The 15,174-nt window shown below is 43.5% G+C and carries 12 protein-coding genes; 5 read left to right on the top strand and 7 right to left on the bottom strand.

The annotated features are described in order from the left end of the window. Nucleotides 1-58: 58 nt before the first annotated feature. The 5 genes from L3V35_RS07870 to L3V35_RS07850 form a co-directional block, all read right to left on the bottom strand. Nucleotides 59-1,678, bottom strand: coding sequence for a M91 family zinc metallopeptidase (locus tag L3V35_RS07870; RefSeq protein ID WP_237299208.1), 1,620 nt, complete (start codon nucleotides 1,676-1,678; stop codon nucleotides 59-61). Nucleotides 1,679-1,682: 4 nt separating this feature from the next. Further along, entirely contained in the window at nucleotides 1,683-3,962 is a 2,280-nt protein-coding gene (locus L3V35_RS07865) for a hypothetical protein (RefSeq protein ID WP_237299207.1), read from the bottom strand. Between the two features lie 176 nt (nucleotides 3,963-4,138). Beyond that, complete coding sequence (locus tag L3V35_RS07860) at nucleotides 4,139-5,608, bottom strand: aerolysin family beta-barrel pore-forming toxin (RefSeq protein ID WP_237299205.1); 1,470 nt, start codon at nucleotides 5,606-5,608, stop codon at nucleotides 4,139-4,141. Nucleotides 5,609-6,071: 463 nt separating this feature from the next. Continuing rightward, on the bottom strand, nucleotides 6,072-6,833 hold the full coding sequence (locus L3V35_RS07855) for a YdcF family protein (RefSeq protein ID WP_114633394.1): 762 nt from the start codon (nucleotides 6,831-6,833) through the stop codon (nucleotides 6,072-6,074). 374 nt (nucleotides 6,834-7,207) lie between these two features. Further along, nucleotides 7,208-8,092 carry a LysR family transcriptional regulator gene (locus L3V35_RS07850; protein ID WP_237299203.1) on the bottom strand — a complete coding sequence of 295 codons (885 nt, stop codon included), beginning with the start codon at nucleotides 8,090-8,092 and terminating at the stop codon, nucleotides 7,208-7,210. A 142-nt stretch (nucleotides 8,093-8,234) separates the two neighbouring features. Here L3V35_RS07850 and L3V35_RS07845 point away from each other — a divergent pair, with 142 nt between their 5' ends. Further along, complete coding sequence (locus L3V35_RS07845) at nucleotides 8,235-9,245, top strand: aldo/keto reductase (protein ID WP_237299201.1); 1,011 nt, start codon at nucleotides 8,235-8,237, stop codon at nucleotides 9,243-9,245. Nucleotides 9,246-9,254: 9 nt separating this feature from the next. Further along, the gene (locus tag L3V35_RS07840) at nucleotides 9,255-9,647 is read left to right on the top strand and encodes a heme-binding protein (RefSeq protein WP_237299199.1); all 393 of its coding nucleotides are present in this window, start codon (nucleotides 9,255-9,257) and stop codon (nucleotides 9,645-9,647) included. A gap of 105 nt (nucleotides 9,648-9,752) precedes the next feature. On the opposite strand, the gene L3V35_RS07835 is transcribed toward L3V35_RS07840, so the two are convergent. Next, nucleotides 9,753-11,126, bottom strand: a complete 1,374-nt coding sequence (locus tag L3V35_RS07835) for an L-cystine transporter (protein ID WP_017077997.1) — start codon at nucleotides 11,124-11,126, stop codon at nucleotides 9,753-9,755. Nucleotides 11,127-11,310: 184 nt separating this feature from the next. Then, entirely contained in the window at nucleotides 11,311-12,006 is a 696-nt protein-coding gene (locus tag L3V35_RS07830; protein ID WP_171312875.1) for an NAD-dependent epimerase/dehydratase family protein, read from the bottom strand. Nucleotides 12,007-12,651: 645 nt separating this feature from the next. Between L3V35_RS07830 and L3V35_RS07825 the strand changes: the two genes are divergently transcribed. Genes L3V35_RS07825 through L3V35_RS07815 form a run of 3 tightly spaced genes read left to right on the top strand, consistent with a single transcriptional unit; the run spans nucleotide 12,652 to nucleotide 15,169 of the window. Continuing rightward, nucleotides 12,652-13,263 (top strand): flavin reductase family protein, encoded by a 612-nt coding sequence (locus tag L3V35_RS07825; RefSeq protein ID WP_237299197.1) that lies wholly within the window; start codon nucleotides 12,652-12,654, stop codon nucleotides 13,261-13,263. A gap of 44 nt (nucleotides 13,264-13,307) precedes the next feature. Then, complete coding sequence (gene cobT / locus L3V35_RS07820) at nucleotides 13,308-14,363, top strand: nicotinate-nucleotide--dimethylbenzimidazole phosphoribosyltransferase (RefSeq protein ID WP_237299195.1); 1,056 nt, start codon at nucleotides 13,308-13,310, stop codon at nucleotides 14,361-14,363. Next, a complete protein-coding gene (locus L3V35_RS07815; RefSeq protein ID WP_237299193.1) occupies nucleotides 14,363-15,169 on the top strand; it encodes an adenosylcobinamide-GDP ribazoletransferase in 807 nt (268 codons plus the stop codon). Before cobT ends, L3V35_RS07815 begins: the two co-directional genes overlap by 1 nt. Nucleotides 15,170-15,174 lie beyond the last annotated feature (5 nt).

The raw sequence follows: 15,174 nt of genomic DNA, 5'->3' as shown, positions 1-15,174 counted from the left end.
TGTGCTTGGCCACAGAAAGGAGCAGCGATATAAGTTGCTTCGTGTTCGACAATGCTGTTTATTGGATGCTACATATATTGAAGCGAGAGCGACTACCTCCACCTAGCATTTTCACATTCTCTTTGTTGCTAAGTGCCTTCCAGGCGGTACTTTCTTCCGCACTGAGATTTGAAGGTTGATAATCTAAGTTAGCGTATCTGGATACAACCACTTGTTTATCCATGCTTTCAGATAGGCTATCGATTACATTAGTTGTCACTTTCCCATCGGAGTAGGCCATGACCAAAATTTCATCATTTTCCTCAAGCGCTGAGACTAACGTGCTTTCATTGTCTTTGCTGTATTGAACATCACTGTAACCTTGGTCTGCGTCTGTCTGTTTGCCTGAAATTGAACGATAAAGAAGGCTCTTTTTACGTTTCTTTAAGGAGTTAAGTGGGGTCTCATTCTGCTTGCTATAAATATTGACCACTTTAATATCGTTTTGAGCGGCGTATTTCAGAATTGAACTTTGGTTTCCGAGTCCTCGGCGTGTTAGCGCTGGTGAATTTTGCAAGCTTTGAGATAAGCGTTGTTCGGTAGCATCAACGATAACAATCGCAGGTTTGTTACCTTCACTTATCGATTTCTTTAGTACTTGTCTAACTTCGATATGTGCCATTTTCCCTTCTACAGTATCCCAGTTCGGTGCATGCTGAGGTGTTGCGGATGGTCTTGTTTCAAGCGTATATGGCTTGTAGTCGTAGTGCTCTTTCGGCCAATAAGTATTTCTTTTTGCTTTTCCCAAATCGTCAGCCAAATGAAATTCACTCACGATCTTTTCATTTTTTAAATACGCCTTAGGTTTTTCTTGTCCTAGCGCTTTCCATTGGAAGTACATCTCTTCACGAAGGTTGATGATTGACTGCCTGGCACTACTGATTTCCGTAACGGGATCTCGACCGTGTTCAGCATTGTTGTAGTGAGTAATTCCTGTGGTCTGATATTCATAATTTGGAATCACATACTCTGTCGCTTTATTGGTGTCTGGGTGACGGTGAAACAGAGGCGCATTACCTTGAGGTACGGCACCAGAAGAGAAGTCTCTCGCATGAATGAGTTCATGCCCTAATGCGACGGTTTGATCAAACGGTGTCTCTGTTCCTGGAATATTGACCATCTCCGTGGTGGAGAAGTAAACCGTATTCGAGACCCCCTTACCATTAAACTGTCGCTGCCAAGCTAGCGAGGCCTTTTGTTGATCTTCAAATATAGAGGGTATCGTCTCAAAGAGTCTTCCTGGTCCTTCTGGTTCTCTTATCACAGTGACAACCGTAGTATTAGAGTGGTCGATCCCCATTGTATGTTCAATTAATGGTTCAACATCGTCGTGAGGCGCATTGACCGGAACGTAGGTAGCGATTTGTCGTAAAATTTCTCGTCCAGTTTGTGACAACTGTAGCTTGCGTATTAACACGCTTATATCTGCAAGGTATGCGTCACTCTTTGTTTGTACGTAGAGGTTTCTAGACATGCGATAAAGTTTACCGTGGGTGTCTGAGTTGTACCCAGCAATCACTTTTACGCCATCCGGAGCGTCATAAAAGAGGCCGAATTCTGAGCCTTTTCCAGCATATACATTCATTGGGTCAACAAGCATTAAAAGTACTAAAAGCGTTAAGAACATTCTATTTTTCATTGGCTTATTCCTCTAATGCGATTTGTAATTCAATCCAATCTTCGAGTTCTTTGAGGAGCAGATGGTTGAGATGTGGGAGCATGGTGAATTCTTCTTGTTTAATGATTAACCCAAGCTGCCCAATCGCAGACTCGAGATCTCCTTGGCTCAACGCTATTTTTATGTTCGCGAGTTGGGTCCAGAGGGCATGTGAAGATACATAGCCTACTTGTTGTCCCAGCTCATCTTGATGCTCATCGGAAAGGTAGCTCAGGTGCAGAGGGGAAAGCGTGCTGTTGAACAGTTGATGTTGACTGTTAGGAGATACATTGAATTCTGACAGCTGATGTTGCGCGATTTGTAGATAGAGCGAAAGATCGCCTAATAAATATTGAAGTTGGTTGGCATTCGTCGTCTTCATTGCCTTTTCAATGATGCTTTCAATAGCGATTTGAAAGTTTTGGTCAAAGTTAGTGCTTGGCTGCGACATCACGTCATCGAGTATGTCTGCCATTTTTGGGGCATAAAACCTAAGATTTGCTGCAGAGTATACACTTGGATACGGTAACGAGTAATTGAGAGAGCGGATGTAAGACATTGAAATAGCAAGCTTGAATTGAGGCTGAATAAAATGTTTAAAAATTTCATATTGTTTGATTTGATCTAACACTCCGCCACTCGGTCGCTCTGTTAGCAGCAGTTCATACCAACGGCTAATCTCATACCAACTTTTACGAATATTTGGATCAGAGCTGTCAATACCTTTGCTCTCTAGGTACTCGTTGAAAGACGTTTGATAGCTAAGAATCTCGATGTTCGCTAACTCGGACACTAGCTCTTCAAATAGTTTATTCGAGGACTGGCCAGATATATAAGCGCTAGCGGTGTTGATTAGCTGAGTTCTAAATAAGCCTGCTGGCCAACCATTAACAACCCTCGATGCAATATGCTGTTCGACATTAAATCCTACCTTTTTTAGCAACAATTCGGATAACTCAGGATCCTTTATAGGGTGGTAAGTATCGTACAATGGACCAGAGTCTTTACATGCATCTAGAGAAGCTTGAATACCGCCTGGGGCTATGGAAGGAACACCCCAGCAAGTTCTTGCGGGGCGGACTTCTACAGTTGCTGTACTGAGTTGTTCCTCGCTCAGGTAATCGATATCCCACATTTCTTTCGCATACTCTCTCAATCCACTTTGCCTTACTTGAAATTCCAATATACTTCGGTTGATTTTGCTGTGTGTAATGATCGATACCACGTGAGGCTTTGACCTTTCTATGAGCCGTTTAATTGTGTTTTCTCTATGTGTGGATAGTCGGCGCAAAGCAATTTCAACAAGTTCTCTTTTCTTGCTATGTATATTCAAAGCGAGCTCGTTATAGTCATCTGCGTTCAGTTTATTAATCAGATCATCGATGCGTGCTGGTCCTTCAATGCGAATGCAGCGTTCGAGCGCTGTTAAAGAGTCTTGAGCATTTTTGCATAGCGGCTGGTGTAGATTTGAATTAGGGGAAACATGTCCGATTGACTTCAACAGTTCTAAATCAATTCGTGCCATTTGTTTAGATAACTGCCTGTCATACGCTGAAGCTAACCGGCGATACTCAGTGTCTGCTTCAAGAAGTAGGTTATCTATATACATAGAGGCAGTGAGCTTGACATGATCGTCGTATTTATTGATGAGTTCGATGGCATCTTGTTTTGAATGATGGAAACGAGAAAATTCTGATGAGTGGTTGGTAAACACGTAATGCGATTGGTTTTCAAATTCGGTGATTTTTTCTTTGGCTGAGAAGTACTTAATGTCATTCGATAATAGGTTTAGCTCATCACCAACTAGAGGAATGAGAGAAAAAATAGAAGCCGTTTTGTCGAGTTGAGTCGAAGATTCTTGAGAGAATGTTTGGACCATGTTGTCGACCCAAAAGCCCACCGCAACAGCATCTCCGATTGGCCCTAAGACTTCCAAAGTAGAAGAGCCGGCCTGACCCAACCGATTGATTAGGCTTTCTTGGCTCAGCGAGCTTTCGAATGTTTGTGGGACGTTAGCCAACGCTTTTTCTGTTTGTGGCCATGCTGATGTGAAAGATTGCGTGTGCGCATCGTGTTCAAGTTCGCCTAACGCAGTACCAAACTGTGGTTCCAAATAAAGCTCATTTCGAGACCATAAAGAGGCACGATCATTGTTTATTGTGTCTAGTGATTGGGTATCCTGAACTCCATTGCTTAAGCAAAGCGCGGCTGACATGGGGCTGTATAGTATGGCGACAAACCGCCATAACGTGTTTTTGTTTTTCATAGTTAACTTTTTCTTGGAGTAAATAGCTGGCCGTATTTATCGAGATAAAGGTTCACCCATAAACAAGAGCCTCGTTTGGGTGCCGATACGCAGGAGTGTTTTGGCTTTTTTGATTGAGGGGTTGCAAAAAGCTCACCACCAGTGTGGTGAACCTAGATTTGGGAATATGAGTTTGCTTACTGCTGCACAGGGTTAATCACAAGTTGAGCATCTAGATACCCAAGTTGAGCGAAAGTGTCAGGGTTGAAATCAGTCACTATTTTAATATCACCCGCGTAGTAGGTTTCGTGATTGTTGAACGTCGTTGTATCGAATGAATCAGCAGAATGCTCAGCGCCGATATCTATCATCCCTGAATATTGAGATTCAGCACTGAATTGGCCAGACACGTGAGAGTAGAACGGACGCACACTGGCACCTGCGGCATATTGCATGCTACTCAGCCCATTTGTGTTGATTGCCCAACTCCAGTCCCACCATTTCATTTCACCAGGTATATAGCGATGGTCCCATTGGTAGCGAATATTGGCTTGCTTTTCGCTGTTGGTGCCCATCGTAAAGGTGTGCGAGACAGTAGGGCGGTTTGTTGGGTGGGAGCTTAGCGCATTGCCGCTATAACGGAGGAAACCTGTGAAGTTCACGTCGTAACTCATGCTCGTTTTGATACGGTATGGGTATGAAATGGTAGAGCGCAAGAACTCAACCTGAAAGGGAAGTACTGAGTTCGCTGGTACAGTGATGATGGCTTGTAGGTCAGTCGGCTCAAAGCGAGAGCCACTGTTGGTATCAGAGAAGCGCTGGCCTTCTTCTAGCACGACTCTTACCTCTGTTTTTCGAACTTGCGGCCAATGAAAGGTCTCATCAATGACGACTGAATCAGCAAGGTCGAAGCGCTGTGTTTTACTCCATTGTGTTGATTGCTTAAAATGAAGGTCAACGACGATTTGTTTCGGCTGATCAGTCTTGTTAATAGCATAAGCTGTAAGGGTGTTGACCAGCTCTTGGTTAGTTTCTTCTACCGAGCCGTGCCAAAACGCAGTGTTATCGAGTACGTAAGAGAAGTTATCGACAGTGATGGTTGTCTTCTCATTACAACGCTCACCGGTACAGCTTCCATTGTTATTCCCTTTGATCTCCCAACCATTGTTAAGCGGTTTTATTGCCATATCTTGACCGACGTAACGCCCGTTATTGCCGCTAACCCAAGCGTAACCAAGACTATGAGCCAAGTAACTTAGCGGCCTGATAAAGTTCGTGTCGTCATTGACTAAAGCTCGTTGAACTTCAAGGTTACTGTTCTCTTGGATAGCTTGTGCTTCGTAGTATGGCAAGCCCGCTTCTGGTGTATTGGGGTAGCACCAAGTGCTATCGCTTGGTTGACCTGGTTTAATGAGGCCATGGTAGCCGGAGCCCATGATCACCCAATCATGCTGAAGGCCAACAACGTCCCAAACATTCATACGGGATATCAGTGCTGTTTTATGTTCTTGAGCTTCTGAATTGTTGAGAGCGCGATAGTCGAAACGACAGATATCTTCTCCAAGTTTATCTAAGACGATTTGGTCTGAGTATATCTTCGCATGAGCAGTAAAAGAGATTACCGATAGGGCTGTGCTAAATAGAATGGTTCTACTGACGTTAATCATTAATAAGTTCCTAAATGCCATTATTTGGCTATTTTTATTAGAATCGAGTTATTAGATTTTATTGATATTATTTAAAGCCGAGGGTTACTAGCGGGGTGTACTCTGCATATAAAACAATGCCAAAAATACTGAAATGAATTGAAAATAAATACTTATAATTATCAGCTAGTTATGTTGATTAGATTGTTGTTTTATAAAGGATTATTGCGATTGTTTTCAATTAGTTTCAACTATCAAAATATTAGGTGGTTGATTGTTGAACGTTTATATTTTCGTAGCTTGCTATTTGGAAAATTGGCTGAGTGATTAGCTAGCAGGAATGGTTGCCGAACGGCAAGAACAGACGTAAATGAGAATAAGAAATGGTGTTGTGATAGGCAGGATCAAAAAATGCAGCCAATAACCTTTCGGTTGTTGCTGCATCTTTGTTTTATATGGCTCTAGTTAACTCAATTGAACGTGTTTAAGCATCACCTGGCTGTTCGCGTTTACTGTTCCAACCCATAAAGTTGTAGATGTTGTAACGAGCAAAGCCTATCTGTTCATGCAAAGCAAAATCTGTGACCGCAAAGTTGTACCATAGTGGCAACCACGAAACTTGAGCTGCCATATAATCGGCTCTTACTGGAATAACATTTAAGCCGAAGTGGTTGAAGTAGAGCTCGCTGCGACGAATATGCAGGCCAGACGAAACTAACACAATGTTATCGAATTTATGATGCTTCATTAGGTCACTAGTGAGCTGTGCATTCTTCCAAGTGTTTACGCTATTTGGCTCTTGAATGATGTCACGTATTGGAACGCCAAGTCTCAGCAATTGTTGTTGATAAACTTCTGCTTCAGTTACACCATTATTTTGTGCATCGCCACCACTGATGATAACTGTGCATGTGGTTTGGGTTTTGGCGCAATCTTTATATTGGCTTGCCGCTTCGTTGATTCTGCCGAAAGAGAAAAAGGCTGGCTCGAACTCTTGCGTGCTTTTAATTAACTGCGTTCCCGCGCCCAGAAGAACAATAGCGTTATTGCCAGACCATTGGATATCAGGCTTACTTTCGTAATCAGTTTGTAGGTCGTTCAGTAAGTAACGAGGAATTAAGCCTGAACCAATCAACACAAATGACGATATAAGAACAAGAGATAAAAACAGAGAGGTTTTTCGCCACTGAAGTAAACGTGTAAAGCCTACGAATAGCAGAAGAAGTAATAATATAATAAAGCTCATGAGGATCCTGTTATCGAACTGGTGCCAAAATGATGTGACATACTGAAGCGGTGCATCATATCTCAGTTATGTTAGTCGTTCATAGCTAACTCATTGTATTATTGAACAAATGCACGATTTCTTTCTATTAAACACAATCATCGATGAGAGCATTCTAAAAATCGCTTTATTATTGTTCGATAATCCCATTCTAAATATAGGTATATAAATCAAGAAAGTTATTTAAACCTTATTTCGTGTTATTTGATTTATCTGTTCATCGGTTTCCGTTTTTTCAACTCGTTAACTCAGCTTTCATATTCTTAAACTACCAAATCTTCAAGCTCTTAAATGATCGAGCTCTCCAGTTTTCAAGCTCTTAAATTATCAAGCTCTCAAGCTCTCAAGCTCTCAAAGTAATGCTGAACAAATTTAACGAACACTTGGTGTTTCTTTGCAGGATAAATAACTTGCGGATAGAAAAGATAAATACTGTTGCCTTGTTGCAGGCATTCATCAGGCAGCACTCGCTCTAATTCTCCAAGCTCGACCTCTTTTGCGACGTAATAACTTGCGATACGGATGATGCCACTGCCTGCCATAGCTTGTTGCTTAAGTAAGTGGTTGTCATTACTTGAAAGCCAGCCGGACACATCAATATTTGCCGATTTTAAAGGCCACTCGGTTTGGTGCAGCGTTGCTAAGCATTGATGGTCATTTAAGTCGTTGGCATTGTTGGGGCGGCCAAATTGATCAAGATAGCCGGGAGTCGCGACTAAATCATGCTGATAGCTAATCAAGTGTTTCGCCACCATGTTATCAGGTGGCGTATTGGTGGCGCGAAACGCGATATCGATATCATCTTGGTTGAGATTAAAGTTGGTGTAGCTACTGTTTATCTCGAAACGGATCTCAGGGTATTGCTGCCTAAACCGTTGGCAGATATCGAATAGATATACCTCAGTAAACATCTTTGGCGCAGTGAGGCGTAATAGACCTTTTACGATGTCATGTTGCTCTGAAACGCTGCGTTCAAGCTGTAAGACTTGCGAGCGAATCGTTAAGCCTTGTTGTAACGCGCGGTCGCCTTCTTGGGTTAAACGAACACTGCGCGTGGTTCTGACCAAAAGCGGGCACTGTAAATCGTTCTCTAAACGTTTGATCTGCTCAGAAAGGTAGCTCTTAGAGATACCGAGCTTTTCGGCTGCCTTGGTAAAGTTAAGTTGCTGAGCAAGTTCTACAAACAGGATCAGTCGTTCTATTCTTTTGTGTTCGTTCATGTGCGTATGCCTTCAAAATTGGTCAGCTCTATTGTTCGTCATATCAAACAATCATTTCGTAACTAGCATATTCTGTTTTCTAAAAAGAACAATATGATAGAGGCATATTTATTGGCATCAAATCTTCAAAGCGAGATCAGGTATGACGAACAGCATTGAATCTACAAATAAAACGAATGATAAAAAGAACATTCCGTTATCAAACTATCTACCGAATGTCGGGCAGGTTGCCTACGGCTGCATGGGCTTAGGTGGTGGCTGGAATGATAATCCAGTAACGGCGGCTGATGTAGCGCAAACACGCAGCGTAATCGACACAGCATTAGAGTCAGGGATCAACTTGTTCGACCATGCAGACATTTATACCTTCAGCAAAGCAGAGCAAGCTTTTGGTCAAGCGTTACAGCAAGCTCCTGAATTACGTGATCAGATGTTCATTCAATCTAAATGTGGTATTCGTTTTGAAGGCGAGGGCAATGTTGGTCGTTATGATTTCTCGGCAGATTGGGTAAGTCAATCGGTAGACGGCATTCTCAACCGATTGAATACTGAAAAGCTCGACGTGCTGTTACTACATCGCCCAGATCCTTTGATGGAACTCGATGAACTAGCAAGAACGCTAGAAGATTTGAAAGCTCAGGGCAAGGTCGATTTCTTCGGTGTCTCTAACATGAACAGCCACCAAATTCAGTACCTACAATCTGCGCTCGGGCAACCCATTGTCGCAAATCAGGTTGAGATGAGCTTGGCTAAGCTTGATTGGCTTAATGATGGTGTGATGATTAACTCGCAAGGGCACCATCAATCTGATTTTGCTGCAGGTACACTTGAGCATTGCCAAATGAAGGGGATTCAATTACAAGCGTGGGGCTGCTTGGCGCAAGGTCGATTTTCTGAACAAGGCTTGTATTCAGAACATGACAACGTGAAAAAGACCGCGCATTACGTAGCTCAGCTAGCGAATCAATATGGCGTAGAAAGTGAAGCGATTGTGTTGGCGTTTTTACTTCGTCATCCAGCAGGTATTCAGCCTGTTATTGGTACGACTAACCTAGAGCGAATCAAAGCTTCGGCAGTCGCGACTCAGATAAATCTGTCGCGTGAAGAGTGGTACAACTTATACGTGTATTCACGTGGTCAAGCACTGCCATAAGGAATGAACATGTTGAATCAAAAGATCGCACAACAGTTGGTGTCTAACGCTCTCGATATTGCTGAGCATCATCAACAAGCAATTGCGGTGAGCGTGTGTGATACGCACGGAGAGTTATTGGCGTTTATTCGCATGGATAATGTGAGCGTACAAGCCGGGTTGTTAGCACAGAACAAAGCTTATACGTCTGCAAGAGACAGGCAGCCAAGTGGTAACTTAGGTGTTTGGGCGAGAGAAACTGGTAAAGACTTAAGTTACTGGACCGACTCAAAGCTCACTGGCTTTAAAGGCGGTGTTCCCATTGAGATAAAGGGGCAGGTGATTGGCGCAATTGGCATCAGCGGATTGAGTGAAGATGACGATGAATCGCTCGCCGAAAAAGTGATCCAACGAGTGCTCTAAGCGCTGTTGCTTGTGAAGTAACTGAAGCTAGATACAACAGATAATAAAAAACCGATGCATGTGCATCGGTTTTTTTGTTTAAAGAGACTCAAGTTAATGAATCCATTAAGCGTTCGCTTGTTCTAGATCCTGTTGCTTGTCTTTCTTACCCAATAGGCGACTTGTGATCGTACCCGCTGTCATTGCACCAGATACGTTAAGCGCTGTACGTGCCATATCGATAAGTGGTTCGATAGAGATAAGCAGTGCTGCAATCGTTACTGGAAGCCCCATAGCGGGTAGCACGATAAGTGCCGCGAATGTTGCACCGCCACCCACACCCGCGATACCGAATGAGCTCACTGTAATGATAGCAATTAGAGACAGAATGAAGTTGATGTCCATTGGGTCGATACCAACCGTAGGCGCAACCATGACTGCTAGCATTGCAGGGTAGATACCCGCACAACCATTCTGACCAATCGTCGCACCGAAAGTAGCAGATAGGTTAGCAATCGCTGGTGGCACATTTAGCTTAGTGATTTGAGCTTCAACGTTCAGTGGAATCGTTGCAGCAGAACTACGTGAAGTGAAAGCGAACGTTAGGACCGGCCAGATTTTTTGGAAGTACTCTTTCGGGTTTACACCAACAAAAGAGACCAACACACCGTGGACAACAAACATCAGGATGATTGCGACGTAAGAAGCAACGATGAAACCCAGTAAGCTTAGGATGTCAGAAGCACTTGATGTTGCTACAACTTTCGCCATTAACGCAGCGATGCCGTATGGCGTGAGTGCCATAATCATCTTAACTAAGCGCATAACGATAGATTGCGCAGCGTCAACGAAAGTACGGATCGGTGATTCTAGCTCTTCTTTCTCAGCCATTACTTTACGAGCAGCAATACCTGTTAGAACGCCGAAGATAACAACCGCAATGATAGACGTAGAGCGAGCGCCCGTTAGATCTGCAAACGGGTTGGTCGGAATGAAACTAACCAGCATTTGTGGAATGGTTAGGTCTGAAACACTTCCCATGCGGCTTTCTAGTGTTGCAATACGAGCTGTTTCGCGCGCGCCCTCTGTTAAGCCTTCAGCAGAAAGGCCGAATGCTTGAGCGACGGCAATACCAACAATCGCAGAGATCGCTGTTGTTGCGAGTAATACTGAAATAGTGATACCAGAAATCTTGCCCAGTGAACCGCCTTTTTCAAGCTTCACTACAGCCGCAATCATTGAAACCAAGACTAATGGCATGATTACCATTTTAAGCAATCCAACGTAACCACGACCAACGATGTTTACCCAGTCTAGCGTCTCTTTGATGATGGGATTGCCTTCGCCAAATAGCAGCTGTAGACCAAGACCAAATGCACTACCAAAAACTAAACCAAGTAAAACGAGGCGAGAAAGTGTGTTTTCTTTTTTCTGCTGTCCGTAGAGAAAAAAGAGGATACCAGTGAATACCGCTAAGGCAGCGATAGCTGAAAATGACATTTGTTTTCCTTATGAATAACTCTAAATCAATTAAGCACCTAGATGTATAGGTGTCAGTACTGCTGCTAAAATAACGTTCTGTTACAAAACGTAAAATAAGGAAAAGTAATTTATTAGAACGATTAGTAATATCCACTCAATGGGATGGGTGGATATTCAACATTGTGATGAATAGGTGAGCTTTTTAGCGATATTTTGCCAATAAATTGAGCATGTCACTTGACGAGTAAATTTCGGTATTTTTAAAATTATTTTCGAATAATCGGAACAACATTGCCTTCGCTACGTCTTCCGCTTGAATAGGGCGTAGGTTTTTGAACTGACCAAACATAAAGGGAGAGACTAAAGGAAAGATGCTTTGCAGGAGTTTTTCATCGGCTCTTGGTTCATCACGTTCACCAACCAGCGGCCCCGGACGTGCGATGAAAAGCTGCTTGAAGCCAATACGTTTTAAGTTTTGCTCCATTTGCCCTTTGCAACGAAGGTAGTGTGAATAAGAATCTGGTGAAGCGCCATAGCTCGAAACAACGGCAACGCGTTGTACCCCAAGAAACTTCATCGACTGTGCAACCTGGCTAACCAATTCAACATCGACTTTGCGAAGTGCTTCTTTTGATCCTGCCTTTTTCTTAGTTGTACCTAAGCAGATAACGCCAAGTTTAGGCGTCGCATTCGTATCATCCCAATTCGTGACTTGCAGGTCATTATGAATGAGTGTGTGGAGTTTATTGGAGTCAAATTGTGCATGGAGTGATCTTCGGGATAACGCATAGATATTGTCGACCGCGGGCTCATCAATGAGCTGCCTCATCACATGATGACCAATTAGCCCTGTTGCACCAGCCACAACAACCGATGTTTTGTCTCCAGCAATGCTCATTCTAATCCCTTATTCACTCCACAAGTGCTTGTTTAATATAAACAGTGTTTGAATTTTAAGCGAATAAAAGTTTGTTAAACGAGTGGTCAGTAGTGTGTGGGGAGTCACCTGTTTATGGAAAAGAGATGATTTAGTTTGGCTTGACGCATAAGTACGGCGTTAAACATAACAAAGCCCGCTGGGCGACGGGCTTTGTTACTTACTTTACTGCTTTCTAGGTGAAGGATAGTGGGATTTTCCTTACCTTTTTGCTGGTTTTCTTACTTGATTTATTTGGTTTTCTTTTACTAGAGTTTGGAATCATTACACCTCCTAAATCGTTGTTCTGTTTTGTCTTTCAATCGGTTGTCTTTCTTTGTGTAGCGTCAGTGTTGTGGGCATTCACTGTATGGGTACTTATCAATGGAGAGATTAATAAGTACTTTAGATAAAGCATAAACGATGCCAAAATGTAAGTTATTGATAAATCTATTATCAGTATTGTCGGTGTTTTAGAGTTCGTCAATTTGATTGTCAATTTGAGAAAAAATCAGCGTGATCTGTTTAAATTAAGAACACTCTCTACGGTTTCTGTTACTTAGGCATAGATACAGCATTGCTTAACACGTAAACTGAGTCGTAATTCACATAGACCAAGGACGTGCTATGAACCTCAAGCTTGATACTCTTGCTCCCACTCAGATTTATCACCTGATGACCCAAACCGTTGTTCCTCGCCCGATCGCGTGGGCATTGACAGAATCTTCTGACCAAGAGTACAACCTAGCGCCTTTCTCTTATTTCACGCCTGTTTCCAGCAATCCGCCGCTACTGATGTTGTCGGTCGGAAAGAAGCCATCGGGCGAAATCAAAGATACCACCCGTAATACCCTAGAAACGGGTAAGCTAGTGATTCACATTGCTTCTTCAAGTTCTGCCGAAACAATGACAGCAACAGCAGCCACTCTCGATCATGGTGATTCTGAAGTCACCGCGAATGATATTGAGCTGGTTGAATTTGAGGGCTTTTCTTTACCGAGAGTAAAAGAGTGCGCGGTCGCTTTTGGCTGCACCTTGTACGATGTAAAAGAAGTTGGAGAGGTGCCACAAAGCCTTATCTTTGCTCAAGTCGAAACCGTGTACATTGCCGAAGACGTGATCGATAAAGAGAGTGAACGTCTTAAGATTGATGCGCTGGCATTGGATCCACTGTCGAGACTTGGTGGTGGTGAATACGCGACGCTTTCTAATGTGTTCTCTGTTGCTCGCCCAAAATAGCCAATCCTAAATTTACGTACCTAGAATAAGCGTTTTTAAAAACTATGTTAGATACCCAATACTCGCAGTACATCCAACACCGTATTGACCAAAAAACCAAGCCACTCGGTGCGCTTGGCTTACTAGAAAAAGTCGCACATCAATTAGCTCTGATTCAAAGCCAAGGCAAAGAAGCTGCGGTTGAACATATCGAATTGAACAAGCCAAGTATTATCATTTTTGCTGGCGACCATGGCATAGCAGATGAAGGTGTGAGTATTGCTCCAAGTGCCGTGACACAGCAGATGGTGTTGAACTTCTTAAGCGGTGGCGCGGCGATCAATTGCTTCTGTGCGGTGAATAATATCGATATCACGGTAGTCGACACGGGGATATTGTTGCCTGTGGAATCTGACAGTGACATGTTGATCTCTCAGCGCTTGGGTACGCGAACCAATAGCTTTGCCAATGAAGCGGCAATGAGTTTAGAAACGGTTGAACGTGGCATTGAACTGGGTACAGAGCTTGTATCTAGAACCATTTCGAATGGCACCAATATCATCATGTTTGGTGAAATGGGCATCGGTAATACCAGCAGCGCATCAGCGATCTTAAGTGCATTATCGAATCGTGCTGCAGCGGAGTGTGTCGGCCTAGGCACTGGCATCAACAATGAACAGCTTGCACGTAAAGTGGCTGTGGTTGAGCAAGGTGTCGCACGTTGCAAAGGTTTAGAGCTTAAAGAAGTGAAAAAGCTTAAAGATATTAAAGAGGTACTGGCACAAGTCGGTGGCTATGAGATCGTTCAAATGGTAGGTGGTTTTCTTGGCTCTTACCAGAACAGAACACCAATATTAGTCGATGGCTTTATCGTGTCGGTTGCGGCGTATGTCGCGACCTTAATTGAACCGAATTGCCGCGATTACATGATCTTCGCTCATCGGTCTGAAGAGTCGGGGCACAAAATTCTATTAGAACTGCTAGACGCTGAGCCTCTGCTCGATCTTGGATTGAGATTAGGTGAGGGCACTGGTGCTGCGCTAGCTATGCCCATTATTCGTGCGGCAGCCGAGTTCTATAACAACATGGCGAGCTTCGAAAGTGCTGGAGTCTCGGTTTAATGAGTGATGCGCCAGAAAGATCGTTGAAAGGCCGAGTTACTTATCAGTGGGACCTGTTTGCGCTGGCTATGGGCTTCTTTTCTCGCTTACCAATGCCGAAGAACACGCCCTATTCATCAGAGCGAATGAATCGTTCTGGGCGCTACTTTTCAACGGTTGGTTTGTTACTTGGTGTTCTTTGTGGCGGTGTGTTCTTGCTACTTGATGCCATATTGCCGAGTGCGGTGGCGATCTTTTTGATGATGAGTTTTAGCTTGATGCTCACTGGTGCTTTTCATGAAGACGGCTTAACCGATATGGCGGATGGTATTGGCGGCGGCATGACCTTAGAACGCCGTTTGACCATTATGAAAGACAGCCGAATTGGCACTTATGGCGCGTCTGCACTGGCTATGGCTCTGCTTGGCAAGTGGGTGCTATTGAATGAACTGGTGAACATGACAGCTTTGTTTATGGTTATCGTTACCAGTTATACCTTTAGCCGTGCAATTGCTGCGTCACTTATCTATGACATGTCCTATGTCAGCGATTTAGATACCAGTAAAAGTAAGCCATTGGCCAATAAGCAAACTAGGGGCGAACTTGTCTTTCTATTGCTTGTTGGCGTTCTGCCAAGCCTGTGGTTTGGTCTTGAATTCGCTTTGGTTTTATCTGTCGTCGCTTATCTGTTCAGAACTGGTTTCAAAAAGTGGTTAACGGCTCGAATTGGCGGCTTTACCGGCGACTGCTTGGGGGCCGCTCAACAGTTGATGGAGTTACTGATTTACCTTGTATTCATTACTGCATTTTACAATGGCTTTCTATAACGGTT

The organism is Vibrio sp. L5-1 (genome assembly GCF_021728315.1).
Taxonomy (GTDB): domain Bacteria; phylum Pseudomonadota; class Gammaproteobacteria; order Enterobacterales; family Vibrionaceae; genus Vibrio; species Vibrio splendidus_K.
The sequence above is the reverse complement of the archived record's forward strand: the minus strand, read 5'-3'. Positions and strand labels throughout refer to the sequence as shown.